Here is a 20,730-nt window from a genome sequence, read left to right as displayed (position 1 = left end):
CGAGGAGGGTTATTTGTCTTGCGCATTTTTAGTATAACATGAAGTGTTTTTCGATTAAAAATGTTTTTCTTGACATTCTATTAGCTGGTTTAAAGAACTTAATCATCTTTCATTTTCTGTGGTGAAGTGCTGATTTTTGCGCTTCATGGATGGCTAACGGGTGCTTCGTATTATATAGTTCAGCCAGAACTTTCTGGTTGAACTTTTTTTATTTAGATTTAATCTAACAGTAGCCAGGGTAGAACGTACGGGGGCGTGGGACATTGATCCCGTCAACTAAACTGTTCACCCCCTACTTGTAGAAATATGTTTGAGGCTGGTTGGGACTTAGATCTCGTATAACAAGCGAAGCTATAATACTACTTGGAGGTAATAGGGGTTACTGGTGAATACGCTGTAGGAGGAGAAAAAATGAACCCAGTAGTGGGTATTGATGTAGCTAAAGATGAAAGTGAAGTACAAGCTTTTTTAGAAAAAGGAAAGCCGTATGGGGGAAATTTTTCAATTAAGCATAATCGTGAAGAGTTAGACAAGTTTTAAGAGCCTTATTACAATCAAATGTAGCAAGGCTCTTATATTTTCCTATCAAAATTAAATAACTTTATTATGACTTTACAGTACAAAAGATACGAGGTTTAAAATAAAGTTGCGACGAAACACCCCTTTAGATTATTGGTCTAAAGGGGTGTTTTTATGTCTAAAAGAGCGAGAACATCGCAAGTTGAGAAATGGATTAAAGAAGGTCGAGGCACCGGTATTGGTTCGGAGTATAAACCTTGGCTAAAAATCCAAGATGTTTCATCGTTAGGTAGGTCCACACGTCTAAAAGGTATTAAAACGAATAGGCAGCATGAATTTCTATTAAAATAATGAGATACATGAATATTTGAAATGTATATTATAATCTAGGTTTTTTTTTATAAAAAGTTGAAATAAAAGCAGTTAAACATAATATTAAGAGAAATGTATACCAGTTAAAAAATAAATGATTCGAAAAAGTATTTAAGTAATTTAATTCGTAATCATAATTATCTTTTATATTACTATGGAAGTTTAAAATCCTAACAACTGTAACAGTTAACAAAATAACAAATAAAAATAGAGATGAATATCTGAATAAATACTTATTGATACCAAATTTTATATAAATACTATTAAAAATAAAAGTCATAGATATAAAAAAGTACAAAATGAATGGAGAAAACATAATAATAAAAATTAAGGCTGCATTTCCATTTCCTCCTGGCATAAGATCTACACTATCTTTAAAATTAAGACTATACTTATTTGTCAATATCATCGCTACAACTGTAAGAATAAAAGTAAATACGACTGTTAATGGGAAAAATTTTTTCATAATCACTCACCTCATAATTTAATTAATAAATTTACTATAATAAGAAAAAGTATAAAATAACGGAATAAATGAGAATATATACACTATTATAGTGCATAAATCTATACTTGTCTTTTTTTAAAAAAATATGAGTAAATAATATTATAATCAATCAGTATTTTGTATCTATTGTTAATAAATATAAAAAATGTAAAATAAAGATGATAACTTACATTATCTAATCTGAAAAAAGAGGTGGAATATGAAGAAATTTGTCCTTTTAATGAGTTTCATGATTTTATTTAGTTTGGGCATTAGCGAAGCGTCAGCAAGTGAGAATGTTATAGTTGATCCGCAATTGGAAAGACAAGCCAAAAATGAATTGGTAACTATTTATGAAGAATCACCTGAAATTGAATTATCATTTATCCGAGAACTGCATCACTCAGATGAGAGTATTATTGCGTATTATTATCACATTATAAATAAAGGAGAGTTAACAGGCTTCGCAATTGTTTCAGCTAAAGAAGAATTAGGAACATTGTTAGAATCAGGGAATTTTGAAAATGGAATCGATAGTCGTTATGGCGAGAGCATCAAAGAAAATTTAGATATGAAAGCATATTATGAACCACTAGGTGAATTAATTTTTGCCTCTAATTCATCTCAATTAAGCCAGGAATTTGAAAAAATAAAAGACCAAGCTATTGATACTTTGAACAAACAAGGGGAAGTTGATGAGGAGTATATACAACATATAGAGAGTCTAACATTTGGAGTGGATATTTATTCAGCTTCAATTCAACAAGAAAAAGTTGAAAATATGGATTATGGCAGTGATGTGGAAAAAGTAGAATTGGTTGGCTTAGAGGAAAACGCAATTTCTACATTATCTACAGATGCATCTTTACCAGTAGTTAGACTTTATCAAAGAATGTCCGGCGTTGCGAATCCGAATAGTTCGTGTGGACCAACTGCTGGCGCAATGATTACTAATTATTATAAAAGTTTAGGTTATAATGTAAGAGCTTCTTCTTATTATGGTGGCAATGCAAGTTTAATCAACCAGTTATATTATATGATGAACTCTTCCTTTATAGGAACAAACCAATACTCGTTCCATAATGGTCTTCAAACACATTTAAATTTAGATAAAAATTTATGGGAAGGGAAATCAAGAGGTCATGCTAGTGGTGTTGAAAAGCCAACTTACGCAAATGTAGTCAACGCTATTGATAAAAAATATCCTTTAGCGATGTTAACATATTTAAGTTCTGAAGATCCTTATCATTGGACAGTGATTAATGGTTATTACAGTAATGGAGATATTAGTTATTTAAATCCTGATGGTAGTTCAAGTTCATCTACAAGAGTTAAAGCTTCTTTAATGTTTGAAAGCAAAGCAGGATATACTTATATGGCATTGAAATAAAATAAAAAACACCTTTTGTTTAAACTTTAAAAACACAAGTAGAAAAGCTGATTTTTAGTCAACTAAATGTAAAGATGAAGTTGTAGTTTACAAAGTGTTTTTAATCAAACTTTATTTTAAAGCTACAATAGTTATTAATTTTTATATAAAAAAGAAAGAACGCTAATCCATAAGGACAAGCGTTCTTTTGTTATTTTATCTTTTAAAATCATAATGTTTCCTCAAATGCATAGTAGACTACTCTTCGTCAGGTTGCTCTTTATTTGTTCTATCCACCTTTATCATTGTTCATCTAAGTAGTTCTTTTCACAATGCTTACAGACATCATCTGGATAATCAACAATATTTACAAGCGTTTCATCGTAAGTAATACCACAGATTGAGCAAGTGATTAGATTAGTCTGAAGCTTATACGAAGTACCATTAGCAGCTACTATATCAGCTACTACTGTATCTAAATCTCTTGTCTCCAGCATATCAGGGGAAACATAAGCTAAAACTTGAAATTCACCATTTAGTAACACACATATATTTCCGCGATTTTCAGTTTTAAATAGTTTACTTATCCATACCATTCCTTCATGGTGGTCCAATGTATTATAATTATTCATTCTTATCGCTCCTATTTATCAAATATATAATCTTAATTTTGAACGGATATTTAAAATGAAAAATTAAGATTGAAAAGCGAATCGAGAAGAATTTCTTCTATATCTCCTGTTCCCAAAAATACCAACATACCTTTTTCTACTGCTAAGGTGATTTCATTTTTTTCTATTATTTCTATAAATTTTATAAACGAGCAATTTGCAATATAAGTTGCGAAAGAATTTGTTGAAATACTATTTCCCTTAACTGTAAAATCAAATGCTCTAGTAACGATATTAACCCACTTAAAAGGATTTTGACTCAATATTGTTTTGGCAATAGGTTCGATCATATTACAATTTTCAATCAAGCAGTTATATTTGTAAACATCATTTTCAGTAAGTTGTAGTGTATTTGTTTTCATAGTTTATCTTCTCCTTTATTAATCAACGAGATTTTATCTTCGATTAGTGCTGCAAGTGTCGAACCATTATCCCATTGAGTATGAACAGAACCAATGTCATCAACATGTAATACAGTCCCTTTTTCGTCTTTTAGTATTGGGGTAAATATATCTTCAATCGTTTCTAATACGACAATTCTTGCTCCTGGAGGGAACATTATTTTTCTTTCTATAACATTTGAATTCATAAAATGACTCCTTTTTGGTAGTTTGAAGAGTGAGTTTTAATTCTTTTCAACCTCTATTCTTTCGTTCATATATGGCATATATGTTGTAATAGTCAAACTTTCTACTACTCGTTTACATTCATAATGTTTGCCATTCCAAAGTTCAGAATCGATGACTGAATTTTCTAGAGATAAATAATCTTCTAAAGGAATAGATGTATACTTCTGTTTGTAAGTCCAAACAATCGTATTACGAGAATCATATCCAGCTGTCTCTATACCGTTAAATGTTTTTAACCAACGTTCATATTCTTCCTTCGTTTTAAAGGCAGTATGACGATGGGGTCCTTTTGATACTAAATAATTGTATTCAGTATCTTTATCATCTTCACTGTTATAAACTACGAATTTATCATGAGTCTTTGTTGTATATTTGTGTTCACCAATGGTATATTCCCAAACTGAAACTTCAGCATCGAATTGAATTGCTCCATTTGCACAAGGCCCATTATGTCCCCAAGCTTTAAATGCTTTTTTAGCCATACCAACAAAGCGAATTTCTTGAGGAATGTAAAACCATGCTCCGCCACTCGTTGAAGTCTTTATTTTTTCACCATTTTGAACAGCTTCCACAAAAGGAACATAAGGTTTTTCGCAAATATATACTGAATCATTAGTAACAGATTCAATATGAGCATAAGCATGATATTCTCCAGAACGATTAGTGAACTGTACAATATCTCCAACTTGAGGTTTAGAATTGTCACGAGTATTTTCGATAATTGGAATAATTTCATGGATTATCTCTAAATCAATTTCATTAATGCCGTATTGGTCATCATAACTTTCATTAAAGATTTTTAGCGCGTTAATTGTATTCATAATAATTTCTCCTTTGAATTAGATAATGTTCTTTTGTTTTCAATAAAAAGAAAAGAGTTTTGTAGAAATATCTACAGAACTCTTTTGCAGTAATAATTAAACTGATCATGCTAAAAATTACGATTTAGTTTCATAATTCTCGCCCCTTTAATTTATTTTCGGAAAAGAAACAACGTTACTATTTCTAGTAGATAAAGGTGTGTTCATTTCCTTTGATTTTTTATCGTAATACGGTTCATATTCTGCCTCCCATGAAGGTATATTCTTACTAGGGTAAGGGAAGGGAGCAAAATTTGGATTCTTCCATTCAGGGAACTGATCCGGTATTGTAAGACCTTGAATGGTTAATTCGTAGCGTTGCCTACGCTCCATCTCAAAATAATAAGCTCTTACAAATGTAATACCAACTTCCCGATCCGGAAAGGCATCTCTCCATGTTACTTGCAGCAAGCAATCATTTTCTTTCAATTCGCGATCCAATTTTAAAGGATTGTACTTAATGAAAGCTTCAATGAAAAAGAGTCCTCGCTGGAAGGCTGCAAACATAAAAGGTAATGATATAAGAGGCCAATCAGTCAACATGGATTGCTCTAATATGATATAGACAAAGAACAGCCAAACAAATGGTATCAACAGATACAACAGACATTTAGTAATATTCTTTACCCCGATTACGTCAAAATAAGATGAACGGTTACAAGGTTCTATAGAATCGAAATCTTGTAAAACAAAAATTCTATCTCGAAACGAATTAATGACTAAACGATAAAATGTATCGTTTATATATGCATAGTCAGTTGGCCGAATCGAGCCAGGGGGGTTTTTCAAGTATCGTAGCATAATAGGTGGGACATAAGGTGTGTTAAAGTACCTTTGGATTTCCGCGAGATATTGATTAATACGCATGTCTTCCATTATGTCATACTTGTAATCTTTAGATTTAGTGAAAACAACTTTACACAGCAGTAATGCTAGTATTAGATTCCACCATTCTTTTAAAAAATGAGAATAGTTCAGTAGCCAACTTGTGCCATTAAAGTAATCGACAATTAAGCAGATTGGAAACAACACTAAAATGAAAAAAACTGGTTTTAACATAAAATTACCTTCTTTCTATTATGGAATATTTTAGGTAAATAAAAAAAGCATTCCATAGTGAAAAAAGCATAGTAGCTTCATTCACATTGGAATGCTTTTAAAAACATAGGCCCTTCACCGTTTGGTTAGGGTGATAAATTGCAAAAATAAATTGATAATTCATTTTACCATAAAAAATTAATTTAGGTATATTTTAAAAATAATAAATTATGTTATAATTCCGATATACACTTTTTCTTCAATTATCAAACCTTAACCACACGGTGAAAGGCTTTAAGTTTATTTTAAAACTCATTATGAGGTAATAGCGGGATACGTCTGTCCTTTTGCTACCCCTCATAATGGGTTTTTTTGTTTTTAAAAGGGGGGATTTTATGCAAGAAGTAAAGGATGTAACAGCATTTGGTTGCTGTGCTTTTTGGCAGTCATGCAAGTTAGGTTCTGAAACTTGTGTGTATGCTATTAGTAATCCAGCTAAACAACAAGCATGTGGAGTTTATAAAAGAGCTAAACGTGCTAGATCATGTAATTTTTTACATGAAACGACAGAAGCGGTCCATCCTTCACAACCAATGATCGAAATAAATAATTTCGATAGTGATGAGGATGGACAACTTACTTTATTTTAAGGAGGATTATCAAATGAGACAGATTTCTTTATTCGATGATTTTGTTACAGACGAGAGAGAGGACAAAACAATTAGAACCGATTGGTTATTAATCGACGGTAATAATTTGTTAAACCGCGCTTTTTACGCTACTGCAAATAATAAATTTACAGCACCGGACGGTACTCCTACTAACGCGGTATCATTATTCTTAAGAATGGCGTTGAACTATCAAAAACAGTTTAATACTAATATTGTAGTTTTCTTTGATAAAGGAAAAGGGTTCCGCAAGAAATTGTATCCTGAATACAAAGAAGGGCGTAATGAAACTCCTGAATTACTTGAGAGGCAATTCCCAGTTATAAGAGAAGTATTAACATCAGCAGGTATACCATATTTTTGGAATGATGACTTAGAAGCAGATGATCTTATTGGGGCAGCTTGCAATTCACTAAGTGGTCATAAATATATCCTTTCAAATGATAAGGATCTACTTCAATTAATTCGAAATGATGTAACTGTTGTTGTTAGAAGGAAGAATAATGAAGATATTTTAATGACGCCACACCAATTTTCTTTGGAATGGGACGAATTAATTCCACAACAAATAGTGGATATTAAATCACTAGCAGGGGATACATCGGATAATATTAAAGGTGTCCCAGGGGTAGGAAATAAAGGAGCCCTAAAGATTATTAAACACTTTGGGTGTGTCGAAAAAATAGAAATGCCTTTTCCTAAAGAGATTAAAAGATATGAGAAAAAATTTGATGATAATGGAATGAAGGAGGCTTTATTTGCTAAGCAATTAACTACATTAAAAGTAGATACGCCGCTTCAAATAAAAGAATATGAGATTAATGAATCTGGACTAATTAAAATTTGCGAAAAACTTGCAATGAAATCCATCATTGATCTGATCATGTACTACTAAAAGAACTGTTACGAACAGTTCTTTTTCTATTGGAAAATTATATTAATTTCTAGCAATTGAGTTGTGGGAATTATTTTAGGGAGGCTGACGCATTGTTAGATAAGTTGTGGAATGAGTTTGCAGAGTCTGAAGAAAGATCAACATATGCAGAAATCATAGCATGGGCATATTTCAATCCTCCAGGAGTTCAAATTAAGGATATTCAAGAGCAATTCGATACTTGGACATTAGAAGATTTTGAAACAGTTTACGACCTAGTTATTGAGCTTCCACCACTGGAAGGTGAAAAGTGGGCTGAAAAACGTTTTGGTGTAACTGATTTTGTTTCAAAGATTGATTATTATGAAGGTGGTAATTTGCAAATATTACCTGAATTCTTATGGTTTTATATGAGTAAGCCACGAAAAAAACAAAAGTTTTTTTAGGAGGAAAATATGATAGACATGACTTCTAGTCAAGCAGGACAAGGGGATAGAGAAACGATAGGACGATTAATGTCTCGTTTAACCATGGCAAAGGTACTTAACTTAATGGGACATGATACAACAAATTTTATTTTTAGTAAAAACGAATATAATGAATATTCTTATTATCCTATTGATGTTGCAATAAGCGATATTAAAGAGTTTTTAGATACGATTGATGCGAATTATCTATGGGATGAAGAAGAAAGTATATTGACATTAAATTTTGCTTCGGAAGTAAAGAATATTGGTGCTTTAGCCAATTCAATTTCTTTTGGATGGAGTGAGCTTGAATTTAGTGGTGATGATGAATTAGAAGATGTTATTGAATATATCGATAATGGTCTACGATTTAATTTAGTAGGATATGAAGGTATTCCATTAATGTTTTTTAGAGCATACTATGAGCTGTTAAAGGAGAATAATTTTTTATGAAAATAGTAACGACAATAACGGAAAATAATTCTGTTAAAATACAACGATTTGAAAATGATGTATGTGTAGGTGAACGAAGTATTAGGCTTGTTGATTACTGTAAAGGATTTATTAAACCTTTACCTATGGGAGCAATTTTCGAGCATTTATGTACAGAAAAATCAGAGTTAGAAGAATACTTAAATGAACTTGAAGAACCTGAGAATTTTGATCAATTCTTAATCTCTATATTTGAGAATCTTTCTACGTCATGGTATGAAGAAAATCCAGCATTTTTGAACTACCTAGCAGTTGCATTTAATAGATTATCGAGTGTAAAAGTAGATAATCCATATTTAATAGATTTTTTAACTTCAATTGCTAAGAAAGCAGATAAAATACCACTTGAAGATAATATGGCCACATTGGTTATTGTGATTTTAAAACGTTTTTTAAAAGAAGAAAATAATAGCAAAGTATTAGATAAGAAAAAAATAGAAATATTCAATGCTATCATTTCCACATTAAAAACTGAGCATAAAAATGAACTGAAAAATGCCATATCACATTTAACTCCACATATGGATAGTGAATGGTTCTATGAGATGATGACAGCGATGGAAAAGGTTCAAGCAACCACAAATAAAAAAATTACTTTCTTTAGTGGAAAACTTCCTCCAGGATTATCATATTTTAATGTAAATTCACGTGGAACGAGCTTTGTATACGAAGTTGCCAAAACAAGACTCAGAGTAAAGTTTTTTGATACTCCGATTGAAGACGTAGGACATCCAAGATTATTAGCTATATATAAATTAAGCGGTGAAAAAGTCTCTTCAATGAAACTTGTTGCTGTCAAAGAACATGATGAAATTAATGATGACATGGATGTCTATCATTATCCTTATGCACATGTATTTAATAATGGAAGCGTGTGTTGGTACGGTTATCAAGATTTCACTAAAGATTTGCTGCCTAACATTGCGAATTTGTTCTTATCTACAAGTAATTCTAATCATATGGTTAATAATTGTTTGGAATTATATAAAGAATACGAGGGTAAAGATTTTGATGATTCAAAGCTTAAACTACTCGGGAAATTAGAAGAATTGCTATAGTCTATAGCAATTCTTTTCTTATAAGGAGGTAAATAATAATGATTAATATTTCGAAGATTGCCGATAGAATTGAGGAACAAGCAATTACAAGCGATAAAGAAAAATATGTGAATATATTTCAAGCGCTATATAATAATCCATTCGTACGATTAGGAGAAATAAGAGAAGTCTTTGATACGGTCTCTACGGATGATTTTAAAAATTTATATGATATGTTGATGAAAATAAAATCTCATGAAGGATATGAGGTAGAACCACTTATCTTAGGATACAGAGTAGAGTCTAATGTATTTAGAGATAGCTATTGGAATAATAGAAGTAGTAATTACTACTGGAATAAATTAAAAAATAATAAAAAAACTTTTATTTAGGAGTAATTTATGAATTTTGATTTAAATATTGATTTTGAAGATAAATTTCAATCGTTAAATATGATTGACATGTTAATTATTTTTAAATTAATCGAAGAATATACAAATACAAAATTGTCGAATAAAACGATATTTTATTCTGATAGACATTCGGAATATATCAGTACGGATGATGTTTGGTGGCCGTTAGATTATTTTTTGTATAAAACCGAAATTGGGGAATTAGAATACGATGGCGAACAATATAAATTAACTTTATACAATTTATCTTCTGCGTATCTACAAAAAGCTCATATGTCCATTGATTCTCAAAATGATTTAGAAAGTTTGGTAGAAGATTTGAATGAGAAAATGATGGAACCTACATCTGAATCTATGTTTTCACTAATTTCTTTTTTTTGTGAGGATGAGTTGATTTTTCGAGGTTACTTAGAATTTGAATGCGGAAGCGATATGTGTTGGCATACTATATGTGAATCGCTTCTTGAGGCACATACTCAATGTCTAAAATATATTAAGGAATGATAAAAATGACCAAATTAGTAGTTACTTTAGAACAAGGGGATTTCCCTACAATGGATAGATATGAAAATGGAATGAAGGTAGGGAGTCGTAAAATCTCTCTTGAAGCATTATTACGTTCTTTTATCGAAGATGCTTCACTAGATTTAATATTTGATATATTAATTAATCAAAGAAACGATGATTTAGACGAATATTTTGAAGGATTATCCGATATGACTGACAATGGGTTACACTTTTTAGTGAGTTTATTTAATAAAATTCCAGATTCTTTATTTAACAGAGATAAATTTTCTGATATAGCGCAACTTGTACTTGAAAATGCTTGTGATGAAGCCCTTTCTGTTGATCAATTAACTCCTGTACTATCAACATGGGTTAATAAAGTAAAATGTGTTCCGTGTAAAAACGAATATGTAGTATTATATAAAGATTTATTGCAATACTTTTTAGGAACTACTAATAGTGAACATTTAAAATTTCAGAAAGAATTACTAAAAACAATTTATAAATACATGAAGGGTTTAAAAGAAAAGAATGAAATTGATAATTGGGTGGCAATGCACGTAGAGCATTTGCCATCGTCTATGTTAATTGAAGCCTTACAAGCAAAAAATGTAAACAATAAAGTTATTCATGGCTTTTCAAGTGTACCTAAAAATGCAGCTTTTGTTGCAACAACAAGTGTTGGAACCACATATTTTTATGACATACCAAAGACAAAGATGCGCGTTAAATTTCAAGATGTTGCATTTGACAATGTGGGTCATCCTAGACTCCTTTTTGCAATATCTACAGTAAATAATAAAACCAAAGAAATTAGATTATGTGCCATAAAAGGAAAAAACGAATTAACCCTTGAGACACCTTTATTTCATTATCCATACTCGAATGTCTATTCTAATGGTAGAGTGTGCTGGTCAGGGTGGGACAACCTCCCGATCGATCAAATGCCTATGATGTTTTTAAGTACATCAAATAATAGCCATCTCAATTCGGAAACATTATCTCTTTTTAAAAAATATCAAAATAAAAATTATCCTGATAAAGTTTTAATGCCAATGAGTCAACAAATTGAGGATTGGTGTTAAAAGTATCAACTCTATACAGTAGAACAAAGGTAATTAATATATACCTTTGTTCATTATATTGTTAAGTTGGAATAATTTTGATATGTTTAAAGATAATAATTAAAAAACTAATGTCGAAAATTGATAGATTATAATGCTTGAATTTAATAATAAATAGAGGTGTGAATATGAGAAATCGTTCTTATTTTAATAATCAACTTAAAAAAGACTCAGTAACTAAAAGACCTATTTGTGAAGGTAAACATGTTGAAGAAGAACCGAAATTACTATTAGAGATTTCGGAACGCCAATATCAACTTAATAAGATATTTAATGAGTTTACTGTACAAGATGGGATTAGATGGATTTATGGATATGCTAATTATGTAAATGTTTTAGCCAAAAAGCCAAGAAGTACGAATTATCATTATCGTACCTATAAAGAGGGTACAATTGTGATGTTAGATTTTTTTGGAGGATTCAGCACTGAGTTGATTTATGATCATCCAGCCATTATTTTGAAATGTTCAAAGGATGGATTAATTGTTGCACCTCTTACATCAAATGCTAAGGTTTATTCAAATGCAGTTAATGTTGATACCCATATTCGACTAGATCGGAATATTGTTCCATATGGAAACCTACCTAAAAATTCTACAATCAAATTAGAACAACTTAGATTTGTATCTAAGTACCGTGTATTACAATCAAACGGACGTGTTACGGATAAACCAAAGTTAAATGAAATTCAGGACGCCCTAAGTGGATTATTAGCTGAACACGTGACTAAACAGCGTAATTTAAAAATCCAAGGTTTAGAGCAGGATAAAGCGATACTGGAAGGTGAAAAAACAATATTGGAGGGTGAAAAGACTACTCTCGAAATTGAAAATGCATCATTGAAGGAAGAACTTGTAATCAATAAAAGTGAGAAGCAAGAACTGGTAACAGAAATACTAAAACTTGAAAAAGAAAAGGAACAACTTGTCCTAGAATTAAGTGAATTAAAAGTAAGAACTAAGAGATAGGAAAAAAGATTAAAAAATTTTTAAAATATCTCTAGACATCCATTAAATTTTGAGGTAATATTAGTATATAATATTTGGGGGCGAACGGTCCCGTACTTTATGTACAAAATTGCATTAAAATGATTCTGCACTTTTGTGTGCTAACCCTCTAACTTTAGTTAGGGGGTTTATTTTTTTTGATAGGAGAGGAGTTATTTGGATAGTTATTTTTCAAAAGAATTTATAGAATCTTTAAAAAATATCCAGACTGTAATGCAGTCATTTCAAGCATCATCTCTACAGAATATAAGAATTTATAATGATATTGCATTAAATGCGCAAGCTGCTGCTGTAGAGCCAATTAAACAGTTTCAAAAATTTCAAAATTCTATATCTTCTCAAATGGTTACAGCATTACAAACACAACAAGCAACAACTACTGAAATGATAAATGTATTTCGTCAGTCAATGGTAAGAATCCCTTCATTTGTAAATGTTGTTGAGGAAATTCGAAATACTATTCCTTATGAACAGTTAGCAGCGTTAGATTTCAGTTATCTAGATAATTTAACTCTAGATAATGATATAGAGGATGAAACGGAACTTTCTAACGAAATGAAAGCTCATATACAACTAGAAATTCAGGAACAATTGAGATCTATAAATGAAAATGAGTTGCAAACTACATCTACTTACCAAGACTTTTTTGAAAAACTATCTAAAAATATTCCGGTACAAATAATGTTCTCCATTTTGGTATATTTGTTTACACCATTTATTTCACCGGTTACTGAAGAAGCTCTGGAGTTCACTACAGAATTATGGGAGGATAACCTTCACATAGATTTAACGGGTAAGTATAATGCTGTTATCCTCTCGGATACATACTTAAGACATGATATGAGTGAAATGGCACCAGTTGTCCTTTCACAACAGTTGAAAACTGGACAATCTATAATAGTGGAAAAACGTGAAGGTAGTTGGGTAAAAATAATACTCTATCTAGATGATGAAACGTATACTGGGTGGGTAGAAAAATCAAAAATTATTAAATAAACTCAGTAAATTCTATTACTTGAAAATAACTACCTAATTAACAGGGAGAGCCAAAAGCTTTATAAGCTTTTAGCTCCTCCCAAGTTAGAGGAGCAACAGCAAGTACATTGTTAAAATTGAAGATTCTTTTAGCACGTCTTGTAAAGCAGTAAGCTGTAAATGTATCATGTGTTATTTTAAGAATTTTGACTTTTCTTTGTGTGATTTCCCCATTTTTAGATACATATATCATAGTCATTATTTCATTGTGTTTCATAGCTTTTAGAATTGAATTTTTCATCTTGCATCACTCCTTTCTGTTAATTTTAGAACAAATGTTCTTGCTTAACAAATTTTCATTGAATGGTTATTTTTATATATGGTTGCTCTATCCATTCTTTTTATATATAATTTTTATATAACTTGTTTAATGAATCTTAGAGCTTAACCATACGGTGAAAGCATTTATAACACTTCTTTGATGGTGTTCATACTTATCTCTAGCTGGGATCAGTCTGTACATTTATCGGAGAGGTGTTTTTTCATTTCACAAGATAAATAAATTTTTAGGAGGACTTAATTATGAGTCAAGAATTAACTTTATTTGATTTAGGTGTTGAAGACACAACACAATCAGAGGAGCAAAAGAAAAAGGAAAGCAGCAAAAAGAATGCAGTTAAGAATGCTCCTACTCCAAAGAAGAAGGAAGAGCCACTTTTGGTTAATGCTGAATGGACAATTCATTTTGCAACTGATCACTTTAGCGTAAGTGAATTTGTCGATGAGATACCAGAAGAGGGAGTTACTTTAGAGGTATTGAGGGAAGGGATAGAACGTCATTTTCCGCAATTTAGTGCAGCGCGGACAAAATGGGATGCCAATAAAGATGAAAAGCAATTATACCCTGATGCTTTTGCAGGGAGTAAAGGTGCTGGTTCAAAAGAAGGTCGCTTTACGCCTTCTTTTTTTATTTCTGCTGAAGGAGCTTTTGAATCCAATAAATATTACCGGTATATTCTAAGTGGAGATGGTAATGTTCTGTCTGTACATCAATCAGTCTGTGGAACAATGATTACACCTACAAAAATGGTTAGTAGAGAAATAAAAAATAAGGCTTTAGAAGGTTTAGGATTTACTAAGATATCTGATTGTCCAGTAACTCCTTCTTCTTTTGAGTGGGCTCTACCAAAAATTGAAAATAAGATTTTAAGACAAATTTTAGGTTTTTTTAGGTCGTTTATACAAGATGATGCTGAATACGAAGTAGCGCTTAAAATTTATTGGGATTTAAAAAAGAAGAAATATGTAGTAGATTGCCCTAAACAGGAAGTTACTGCTATTAATATCGAGTTGCAGCACAATGAAGAATTCACAGGAAAAAATGCAACGCGTTATATTCCGGTTATGGAAGTGCATTCTCACAATGTAATGAGAGCCTTTTTCTCTGAATTAGATAACTCAGATGAACAAGCATTTAATACGACATTTGGTGTGTTCGGTGTGTTTGGAAGAATGAATCGCCAAAAGTATGAAATGGTCTTTAGAGCTAAAATGAGAGACGATGTAATTGACATTAAACCAGAGCAATTATTTGAATTAGAAGAAGATCGTAGGGACTACTCTTACCCGAAACATTGGAAAACTAATGTTTCAACAAAGGAAGGGTTTTACCTATGAAACTACTATTCGGACAAGCAATGGACATTGTGGTAATTGGTGTAGGAGCAAATGGTTCACATTTCCTTCGGAATTTACTACAAGACATGTCGATTTACGGCAGAGATATGAAAAAGAATCGCTTACTAATTGCTGATGGTGATAAAACAGAAGAAAAGAACATTAAGAATCAACTCTTTACGATTGAAGATGTTGGGGAGTTTAAAGTAAATGCTTTAGCAGAACGGTACGGCGATCATTATAGTATTGATGTTTTAGCTGTTCCTCAATACATTACTGATGGTGAAATGTTGGATAGACTTTTTGTAAATGACGGAAGATTTAAAATTCTAATCGGATGTGTAGACAATAATAGAACCCGACAATTAATGCATGATTATTTCAATCATGTGAGTGATTTATTGTACATTGATGTTGGAGTTGAAGGAGTCATTCTGAAGGAAGAGTTGAATGAATACTCATTTGAGGAAGCAAATCGTATGATAATTGGCAGCGGATTTTCAGGCCAGGTAGTTGTTGGTTTAAAAGCTAAAGGAGAATTAATATTACCTCCAATTTGTGATGTGTACCCAAATGTTCTAACTGATACAGAGTCAGTATTTCCAACACAAAATTGCACAGAGATATTAAATAATCCTCAACGTTTAGAAACAAATAAAATTGCTGCTCAAATGGCAAATATCATTATGAACAACTTGTTCCATACAGGTGAACTATTTCAGCACGAGATACTATTTAATGCGCGATATGGTTCTTCAAACGTCCGTTATATCGATAAAAGAACAGAAAAATATTTTAAAGAATTATGCAGGCTCGCAGTATGAGTACAGCAGCTTGCTAAAATATAACTCACTAGGAGGTAATAATATGAACACTGTATTAAAAAACGAAAGTATTTCTCAATTAGAGCATAAAGCCCTTTATAGAAAATATCGACCAGATGATTTTTCAAGTTTAGTTGGACAAGATCATGTAAGAATTACCTTGGAAAATGCAATTGCTCAAGGAACTGTTTCACATGCATATTTATTTACTGGTCCGCGAGGAACTGGTAAAACAAGTACTGCTAAATTATTTGCTAAAGCACTAAATTGTGAAAATCCAGATGGATGTAACCCATGCGGTAAGTGCCATTCTTGTTCGAATGACTCTACAGACATCATTGAACTAGACGCAGCTAGTAATAACAGTGTAGATGATATTCGCCAGTTAAAGGAAAACATTATTCTGGCCCCTATGAACGGAAAATACAAAGTGTATATTTTGGATGAAGTGCATATGCTTACGACTCAAGCGTTCAATGCTTTTCTGAAAACATTAGAGGAACCGCCATCACATGCACGCTTTGTTTTGGCAACAACAGAGGTTCACAAATTACCACCAACAATTCTCTCTCGGTGTCAACGTTTTGATTTTCGGAGAATATCTACTCATGAAATTGTTGGCCGCCTTAAATATGTACTTATTCAAGAAGGTCGCTCCGTAGAAGATACTGCATTAAATTTAATTGCTCAAGTATCAGCTGGAGGTATGCGAGACGCGTTAAGTTTATTGGATCAAGCATTGTCTAGAAAAACAGATTTTTCAGAAATTGTAACTTTATCTGAGATTTTAGAATTAACTGGAGCTGTGGATGTTCGAGTAATTGGGCATTTGATTTCTTTGTTAGCAAATGAACAGATTGAAGCGGCATTAAGTCATTTTAATACTTGTTTTGAGTCTGGAAAAGAACCAAAATTCTTTATTGAGGAAATGATGATATACCTCAGAGACATTTTGATTTTTAAAAAATTAGGACCAGAAGCGACATTAAAGAAGGCAAATACAGATGAAAATTTTCAAAGTGTAGTGAATTGTGTTGATGAGGAAAAAATTTATATTTACTTAGAAGAGCTTCAACAAACTTTAAGCAATTCTAAATTCCATCACGACATACAGCTATTAATGGAAATGACAATTATTCGTATGGTTCATGGCGAGAAAGCTTCACTACAGGCTCAGATTGATGAATTACGATTAATGATTACGAATGCTAATACAGTCAATTATGTCAATAATATATCAGAGCAAGTAAGTGAATTAAATGAGTCTGTTTCAACTGCTGAACTGAATTCTTCAGATGAAAAAAACACAGATAATGATTTCTTACCAGAACAAACAAAACTACAAGAGGCAAAAGAAAGTAATAATCAAAATTTTGTTACTTCACAGGTTGATATTACTGCTTTTAGAAATTCAGAAGTGAATTTACCGGGCTTTGAACCCGCTTCGACGTCAGCAGCTCAATTGGATAATAACGATCGTGTAGTTGATATAAATGATCCAGTTGAGTTCATAAAGATGGCAGTAGAAGCTAATGAAAAAGGCTTAGATTGGACAGAAATTCCTCCGGAAGTGGATCCGAGTTATCCTATAGGTGACCCACCACCAGAGGAAGAAAGTGATAATACAACATGGACGATGCCCCCATTAAATTCAGAAACAAAAGAGTCACCACCTGGAAGTGAATCTAAAGGTAGTGTCATCGAAGAAGAAGAAGATATTGGTAATGCAAATAACATAATTCTTTCTAAAAGAGAAAAGAGTGTTATGGAGATACTTCAAACAGCCACGCTAGAGTTTCGTGAGCAGTTTAATAAAGTTAGAGAATCTATTGTTAATGAATTAGGAAACCTAAATATTTCCTCAAAAAGAGTGTTTAGTGAGTTTGTTGCTAAAGCAGTGAACGATAATACTGTAATTTTGGTACATGAAAATAAAATTCAAGTTAAATTAATTGAAAAGGTTGTTCATCGTAAAAATATTTCAGAAGCATTTGAGAACACGTATAAAGAGATGGAATATATCGCAATTACTAATGACGAATGGAAAACAGTAGTTACTGCTTTCAAACATTTAAGAGATAAAAAATAAACGGTAATTGGAACAATAGAGAAATGGAGAATGAAAATGAACATTCACTTTGACTTAAAAATTGCTCAAATAGAAATGCTATATAAAGCAGTGCTTTGTGTTCTAAAGAACGATGGCATACAGTTTGATGATAAGCATGAAAATTTATGGAATCAAATAATAACATATACCGAAACAGACAGTTCAGACTTATTAGATTTGATAGAATTTTTCTATCAACAAATAAAAGAGAACACTCAATATGACGAGTTTGATAAAGAAGATGATGAATGACGGGTGTTACCCAGGATAATTCATTTCATACTTAAATCAATGTATTTTTAAATTAAAAGATAGGCAAAAGCCTATCTTTTTTCAAAGGAGGTATAAGTAATGTCAAAGGCATTATTCGAAAATTTAATTAGTACTAAACGTTTAAGTCATGCTTACTTTTTAGAGGGTGGTAATGAAACATTTGCACTCTGGTTAGCAAGTAGAATCCTTTGTGGTGCTCATGAGGATGATTGTATAACTTGTAAAAGAATATATAATCATAATCATCCTGATGTTATAGTAATACGTCCTGAAGGACTTGACGTTAAAGTTGATCAAATACGTGAAATTCATGAGAAGGCAGCATATAAGAGCGCTGACGGAAAAGGACAAGTATTTATCATACATGGTGCAGATAAAATGAATATTCAAGCGAGCAATGCTTTCTTGAAGTTTTTAGAAGAACCTAAACCAAATGTAACAATCTTACTTCTCGGTCATTCTAAAGAACTTTTATTAGAAACAATTAGAAGTCGTGTTCAAATAGAAAAGTTAGAAGATAGTTCAGGCTTTATGAAAACAGCTGTAAGCCGTGGTTTGATGTTTAACGGCTTAGGCATTTTTGAAGAAATTCATATTTCAGTAGATCAAGCAGAAGAATTAAAAGATGTGGCAGACAAATGGATTCATTCAATACGAGATATTCTTGGATCTTCTAGACTCCACGCGTTACAAAAAGTGCAATTTTTGGAAAAAGATTTTGAAAACAGAGAAAAGCGGAATATTTGCCTTCGTCTCGTTCAATCTTATGTTAAAGCCTTATTTGCAGAAGCAAAAGGCCAATACCACTTGTGGGGGAATGTTCCAAAATATCAGTGGCATGAACTCCTAAAGTGGGGAAAAGCTATTGATGAATTGTCTCGTAATATGTACTCTAATGGACATTTCACATTACAAATGGAACATTTCATTAAACGTGTTTTGTAATAACATGGGAATAAAAGACAAGTTTTAGTTGAAAAAGTATGTAGAAAGTTATATGCATTTTTCATCGTTACTTGAATTTACTCCAACAAATAGATATAATGGACGTATCTATTTAAGAACGTTTCCAAGCTATAACCACACGGTGAATAGCAATTTAAATGCACTCTTGAAGTGTACAAACTTTTCCTTTAGAGGATAGGTCTGTTCATTTATCAAGAGTGCTTTTTTTCGTGCTTATAGATAAATAAATTTTTAGGAGGAACAGTAATGTTCAAAATTAATGTGGAGATTTTACAAAATGAAGTAAGTAAAATTGTTAGTGCTGCAAAAAGATCTCGCTTAACTCAAAGCTATATTTTTGTTTCAGCATCTAAGGAGAAGGGAACTGTAAGCTTTTCATTTAGTGGGGAACTACTATCAGTTGTAAAAACCATTGAAACAGAAGTTTCCAAGGATCTTTCGTTTGCGACTTCTGTATTGGAATTTCAACTAAAAGTATCTTCATTACCAGATGAAGTAGAAATCTCAGTTTTTTCCTCACCAAAAGATAATGTCCAACTTAAGTGGGGAAGCGGTAGTGGTATTACCTTGTTAACTGTTAAAGAAAATGAGATTGCATTGACTTCTCCTGATACATCTCAATCTATCTCTTTCCCAGAAGGAAAGTGGAATTATTTTAGATTGAATTTTGCCACTTTCTGCGCTCTTCCAAATAGTAAGGCTGCAATTAAAGAACCAACTTGTACCGGAATTAATTTTAGTAAAACTGAAAATGGAATTATAGTACAAGCAACCAATTCGGTAAAAGCAATTAAATCAATTGAGGAAATGGATTGGTTTGATACTTCAATAACGATACCGTGTGATACGTTTTATTCCATAACGGAACTGATTTCTTCAAATGAAATAGTCACAGTATCGCTAGACAAAACAGGTTCTAACATTATTATTGAAAGTTCAAAAGTTCTAGCAATATCAAGACTAATAGATGGAAAATTCCCTGATACTGAGAAGTTATTTTGTGATGAAACTGCTCCGATAATTTGGCGCGCAGACCGTATGGAATTGTTAGAAACAACAAGACGTGTCAAAAAATTAGGTGGTCAAACTCCAGTAATGAAGGTATTTAAAAAGGATACAAAGCACTTTGCAGTCCTTAAAGATATCCTTATAGAGAAAATTGGGGCTGTTGTTGAATCAGAGGTAAAAGAAGGCTTTTCCGTAAACCCTAATAACCTTGAGGCAGCTTTAACAGTTCTCCGATCTGAAGAAGTTTTACTTGCATTTACTCAAAAAACGGCACCAATTACTCTATTGAGCGGTGACGAGGATGATGACAATCGTTCAAATTTAAAAGTAATGATTGGACAAGTAAAACAAAATTAGAATCGT

25 protein-coding genes and 1 pseudogene are annotated in these 20,730 nt (G+C 31.9%); 19 read left to right on the top strand and 7 right to left on the bottom strand.

Annotation, left to right across the window (positions count from 1 at the left end; all coding sequences use genetic code 11):
* The first annotated feature begins 411 nt into the window (after positions 1-411).
* Together ACOMCU_RS22655 and ACOMCU_RS22650 are read left to right on the top strand one after the other, a co-directional pair.
* Positions 412-540 carry a hypothetical protein gene (locus ACOMCU_RS22655; protein WP_421051491.1) on the top strand — a complete coding sequence of 43 codons (129 nt, stop codon included), beginning with the start codon at positions 412-414 and terminating at the stop codon, positions 538-540.
* A gap of 153 nt (positions 541-693) precedes the next feature.
* Positions 694-861, top strand: a pseudogene (locus tag ACOMCU_RS22650) (heteromeric transposase endonuclease subunit TnsA); the annotation flags it as partial.
* Between the two features lie 37 nt (positions 862-898).
* On the opposite strand, the gene ACOMCU_RS22645 reads toward ACOMCU_RS22650, so the two are convergent.
* On the bottom strand, positions 899-1,357 hold the full coding sequence (locus ACOMCU_RS22645) for a hypothetical protein (RefSeq protein WP_421051490.1): 459 nt from the start codon (positions 1,355-1,357) through the stop codon (positions 899-901).
* Between the two features lie 241 nt (positions 1,358-1,598).
* Here ACOMCU_RS22645 and ACOMCU_RS22640 point away from each other — a divergent pair, with 241 nt between their 5' ends.
* Positions 1,599-2,768, top strand: coding sequence for a C39 family peptidase (locus ACOMCU_RS22640; RefSeq protein ID WP_421051489.1), 1,170 nt, complete (start codon positions 1,599-1,601; stop codon positions 2,766-2,768).
* Positions 2,769-3,049: 281 nt separating this feature from the next.
* On the opposite strand, the gene ACOMCU_RS22635 is transcribed toward ACOMCU_RS22640, so the two are convergent.
* From ACOMCU_RS22635 to ACOMCU_RS22615, 5 genes are all read right to left on the bottom strand, one after another.
* The gene (locus tag ACOMCU_RS22635) at positions 3,050-3,379 is read right to left on the bottom strand and encodes a hypothetical protein (protein ID WP_421051488.1); all 330 of its coding nucleotides are present in this window, start codon (positions 3,377-3,379) and stop codon (positions 3,050-3,052) included.
* A 50-nt stretch (positions 3,380-3,429) separates the two neighbouring features.
* On the bottom strand, positions 3,430-3,780 hold the full coding sequence (locus ACOMCU_RS22630) for a hypothetical protein (RefSeq protein ID WP_421051487.1): 351 nt from the start codon (positions 3,778-3,780) through the stop codon (positions 3,430-3,432).
* The gene (locus ACOMCU_RS22625; RefSeq protein ID WP_421051486.1) at positions 3,777-4,007 is read right to left on the bottom strand and encodes a DUF4314 domain-containing protein; all 231 of its coding nucleotides are present in this window, start codon (positions 4,005-4,007) and stop codon (positions 3,777-3,779) included. Before ACOMCU_RS22625 ends, ACOMCU_RS22630 begins: the two co-directional genes overlap by 4 nt.
* Before the next feature lie 36 nt (positions 4,008-4,043).
* A complete protein-coding gene (locus ACOMCU_RS22620; protein WP_421051485.1) occupies positions 4,044-4,868 on the bottom strand; it encodes a DUF4121 family protein in 825 nt (274 codons plus the stop codon).
* Between the two features lie 147 nt (positions 4,869-5,015).
* Positions 5,016-5,966 carry a hypothetical protein gene (locus ACOMCU_RS22615; RefSeq protein WP_421051484.1) on the bottom strand — a complete coding sequence of 317 codons (951 nt, stop codon included), beginning with the start codon at positions 5,964-5,966 and terminating at the stop codon, positions 5,016-5,018.
* 374 nt (positions 5,967-6,340) lie between these two features.
* Here ACOMCU_RS22615 and ACOMCU_RS22610 point away from each other — a divergent pair, with 374 nt between their 5' ends.
* The 10 genes from ACOMCU_RS22610 (at position 6,341) to ACOMCU_RS22565 (ending at position 13,530) form a co-directional block, all read left to right on the top strand.
* On the top strand, positions 6,341-6,595 hold the full coding sequence (locus tag ACOMCU_RS22610; RefSeq protein WP_421051483.1) for a hypothetical protein: 255 nt from the start codon (positions 6,341-6,343) through the stop codon (positions 6,593-6,595).
* A gap of 13 nt (positions 6,596-6,608) precedes the next feature.
* Positions 6,609-7,508 (top strand): 5'-3' exonuclease, encoded by a 900-nt coding sequence (locus ACOMCU_RS22605; RefSeq protein ID WP_421051482.1) that lies wholly within the window; start codon positions 6,609-6,611, stop codon positions 7,506-7,508.
* 92 nt (positions 7,509-7,600) lie between these two features.
* On the top strand, positions 7,601-7,933 hold the full coding sequence (locus tag ACOMCU_RS22600; protein WP_421051481.1) for a hypothetical protein: 333 nt from the start codon (positions 7,601-7,603) through the stop codon (positions 7,931-7,933).
* Between the two features lie 9 nt (positions 7,934-7,942).
* A complete protein-coding gene (locus tag ACOMCU_RS22595) occupies positions 7,943-8,407 on the top strand; it encodes a hypothetical protein (RefSeq protein ID WP_421051480.1) in 465 nt (154 codons plus the stop codon).
* Positions 8,404-9,504: a hypothetical protein gene (locus ACOMCU_RS22590; protein ID WP_421051479.1), complete on the top strand. Its 1,101-nt coding sequence runs from the start codon at positions 8,404-8,406 to the stop codon at positions 9,502-9,504. The genes ACOMCU_RS22595 and ACOMCU_RS22590 overlap by 4 nt, the downstream gene beginning before the upstream one ends.
* A 38-nt stretch (positions 9,505-9,542) precedes the next feature.
* Positions 9,543-9,875 (top strand): hypothetical protein, encoded by a 333-nt coding sequence (locus ACOMCU_RS22585; protein ID WP_421051478.1) that lies wholly within the window; start codon positions 9,543-9,545, stop codon positions 9,873-9,875.
* 9 nt (positions 9,876-9,884) lie between these two features.
* Positions 9,885-10,400, top strand: coding sequence for a hypothetical protein (locus tag ACOMCU_RS22580; RefSeq protein WP_421051477.1), 516 nt, complete (start codon positions 9,885-9,887; stop codon positions 10,398-10,400).
* A 5-nt stretch (positions 10,401-10,405) separates the two neighbouring features.
* Positions 10,406-11,488: a hypothetical protein gene (locus ACOMCU_RS22575; protein WP_421051476.1), complete on the top strand. Its 1,083-nt coding sequence runs from the start codon at positions 10,406-10,408 to the stop codon at positions 11,486-11,488.
* Between the two features lie 167 nt (positions 11,489-11,655).
* Entirely contained in the window at positions 11,656-12,495 is an 840-nt protein-coding gene (locus ACOMCU_RS22570; protein WP_421051475.1) for a type II toxin-antitoxin system PemK/MazF family toxin, read from the top strand.
* A 195-nt stretch (positions 12,496-12,690) separates the two neighbouring features.
* A complete protein-coding gene (locus tag ACOMCU_RS22565) occupies positions 12,691-13,530 on the top strand; it encodes a hypothetical protein (RefSeq protein WP_421051474.1) in 840 nt (279 codons plus the stop codon).
* A 37-nt stretch (positions 13,531-13,567) separates the two neighbouring features.
* Here ACOMCU_RS22565 and ACOMCU_RS22560 read toward each other — a convergent pair whose 3' ends face one another.
* Positions 13,568-13,810, bottom strand: a complete 243-nt coding sequence (locus ACOMCU_RS22560) for a transcriptional regulator (RefSeq protein WP_421051473.1) — start codon at positions 13,808-13,810, stop codon at positions 13,568-13,570.
* A gap of 281 nt (positions 13,811-14,091) precedes the next feature.
* Here ACOMCU_RS22560 and ACOMCU_RS22555 point away from each other — a divergent pair, with 281 nt between their 5' ends.
* The 6 genes from ACOMCU_RS22555 (at position 14,092) to ACOMCU_RS22530 (ending at position 20,724) form a co-directional block, all read left to right on the top strand.
* Positions 14,092-15,186, top strand: a complete 1,095-nt coding sequence (locus tag ACOMCU_RS22555) for a hypothetical protein (protein ID WP_421051472.1) — start codon at positions 14,092-14,094, stop codon at positions 15,184-15,186.
* On the top strand, positions 15,183-16,010 hold the full coding sequence (locus ACOMCU_RS22550; RefSeq protein ID WP_421051471.1) for a ThiF family adenylyltransferase: 828 nt from the start codon (positions 15,183-15,185) through the stop codon (positions 16,008-16,010). Before ACOMCU_RS22555 ends, ACOMCU_RS22550 begins: the two co-directional genes overlap by 4 nt.
* A 43-nt stretch (positions 16,011-16,053) precedes the next feature.
* Positions 16,054-18,099, top strand: a complete 2,046-nt coding sequence (dnaX, locus tag ACOMCU_RS22545; RefSeq protein ID WP_421051470.1) for a DNA polymerase III subunit gamma/tau — start codon at positions 16,054-16,056, stop codon at positions 18,097-18,099.
* A 30-nt stretch (positions 18,100-18,129) separates the two neighbouring features.
* Positions 18,130-18,372, top strand: a complete 243-nt coding sequence (locus tag ACOMCU_RS22540) for a hypothetical protein (RefSeq protein WP_421051469.1) — start codon at positions 18,130-18,132, stop codon at positions 18,370-18,372.
* A gap of 99 nt (positions 18,373-18,471) precedes the next feature.
* Positions 18,472-19,338, top strand: coding sequence for a hypothetical protein (locus tag ACOMCU_RS22535; protein ID WP_421051468.1), 867 nt, complete (start codon positions 18,472-18,474; stop codon positions 19,336-19,338).
* A gap of 267 nt (positions 19,339-19,605) precedes the next feature.
* Positions 19,606-20,724 carry a hypothetical protein gene (locus tag ACOMCU_RS22530; protein WP_421051467.1) on the top strand — a complete coding sequence of 373 codons (1,119 nt, stop codon included), beginning with the start codon at positions 19,606-19,608 and terminating at the stop codon, positions 20,722-20,724.
* Positions 20,725-20,730: the final 6 nt, after the last annotated feature.

This window comes from Lysinibacillus sp. UGB7 (assembly GCF_049058285.1).
In the GTDB taxonomy this organism is placed as follows: domain Bacteria; phylum Bacillota; class Bacilli; order Bacillales_A; family Planococcaceae; genus Lysinibacillus; species Lysinibacillus sphaericus_B.
The sequence above is the reverse complement of the archived record's forward strand: the minus strand, read 5'-3'. Positions and strand labels throughout refer to the sequence as shown.

Coding starts and splice junctions, on each gene's coding strand:
- ACOMCU_RS22655 (WP_421051491.1), top strand. CDS start 412: ATGAACCCAGTAGTGGGTATTGATGTAGCTAAAGATGAAAGTGAAGTA.
- ACOMCU_RS22645 (WP_421051490.1), bottom strand. CDS start 1,357: ATGAAAAAATTTTTCCCATTAACAGTCGTATTTACTTTTATTCTTACA.
- ACOMCU_RS22640 (WP_421051489.1), top strand. CDS start 1,599: ATGAAGAAATTTGTCCTTTTAATGAGTTTCATGATTTTATTTAGTTTG.
- ACOMCU_RS22635 (WP_421051488.1), bottom strand. CDS start 3,379: ATGAATAATTATAATACATTGGACCACCATGAAGGAATGGTATGGATA.
- ACOMCU_RS22630 (WP_421051487.1), bottom strand. CDS start 3,780: ATGAAAACAAATACACTACAACTTACTGAAAATGATGTTTACAAATAT.
- ACOMCU_RS22625 (WP_421051486.1), bottom strand. CDS start 4,007: ATGAATTCAAATGTTATAGAAAGAAAAATAATGTTCCCTCCAGGAGCA.
- ACOMCU_RS22620 (WP_421051485.1), bottom strand. CDS start 4,868: ATGAATACAATTAACGCGCTAAAAATCTTTAATGAAAGTTATGATGAC.
- ACOMCU_RS22615 (WP_421051484.1), bottom strand. CDS start 5,966: ATGTTAAAACCAGTTTTTTTCATTTTAGTGTTGTTTCCAATCTGCTTA.
- ACOMCU_RS22610 (WP_421051483.1), top strand. CDS start 6,341: ATGCAAGAAGTAAAGGATGTAACAGCATTTGGTTGCTGTGCTTTTTGG.
- ACOMCU_RS22605 (WP_421051482.1), top strand. CDS start 6,609: ATGAGACAGATTTCTTTATTCGATGATTTTGTTACAGACGAGAGAGAG.
- ACOMCU_RS22595 (WP_421051480.1), top strand. CDS start 7,943: ATGATAGACATGACTTCTAGTCAAGCAGGACAAGGGGATAGAGAAACG.
- ACOMCU_RS22590 (WP_421051479.1), top strand. CDS start 8,404: ATGAAAATAGTAACGACAATAACGGAAAATAATTCTGTTAAAATACAA.
- ACOMCU_RS22585 (WP_421051478.1), top strand. CDS start 9,543: ATGATTAATATTTCGAAGATTGCCGATAGAATTGAGGAACAAGCAATT.
- ACOMCU_RS22580 (WP_421051477.1), top strand. CDS start 9,885: ATGAATTTTGATTTAAATATTGATTTTGAAGATAAATTTCAATCGTTA.
- ACOMCU_RS22575 (WP_421051476.1), top strand. CDS start 10,406: ATGACCAAATTAGTAGTTACTTTAGAACAAGGGGATTTCCCTACAATG.
- ACOMCU_RS22570 (WP_421051475.1), top strand. CDS start 11,656: ATGAGAAATCGTTCTTATTTTAATAATCAACTTAAAAAAGACTCAGTA.
- ACOMCU_RS22560 (WP_421051473.1), bottom strand. CDS start 13,810: ATGAAAAATTCAATTCTAAAAGCTATGAAACACAATGAAATAATGACT.
- ACOMCU_RS22555 (WP_421051472.1), top strand. CDS start 14,092: ATGAGTCAAGAATTAACTTTATTTGATTTAGGTGTTGAAGACACAACA.
- ACOMCU_RS22550 (WP_421051471.1), top strand. CDS start 15,183: ATGAAACTACTATTCGGACAAGCAATGGACATTGTGGTAATTGGTGTA.
- dnaX (WP_421051470.1), top strand. CDS start 16,054: ATGAACACTGTATTAAAAAACGAAAGTATTTCTCAATTAGAGCATAAA.
- ACOMCU_RS22540 (WP_421051469.1), top strand. CDS start 18,130: ATGAAAATGAACATTCACTTTGACTTAAAAATTGCTCAAATAGAAATG.
- ACOMCU_RS22535 (WP_421051468.1), top strand. CDS start 18,472: ATGTCAAAGGCATTATTCGAAAATTTAATTAGTACTAAACGTTTAAGT.
- ACOMCU_RS22530 (WP_421051467.1), top strand. CDS start 19,606: ATGTTCAAAATTAATGTGGAGATTTTACAAAATGAAGTAAGTAAAATT.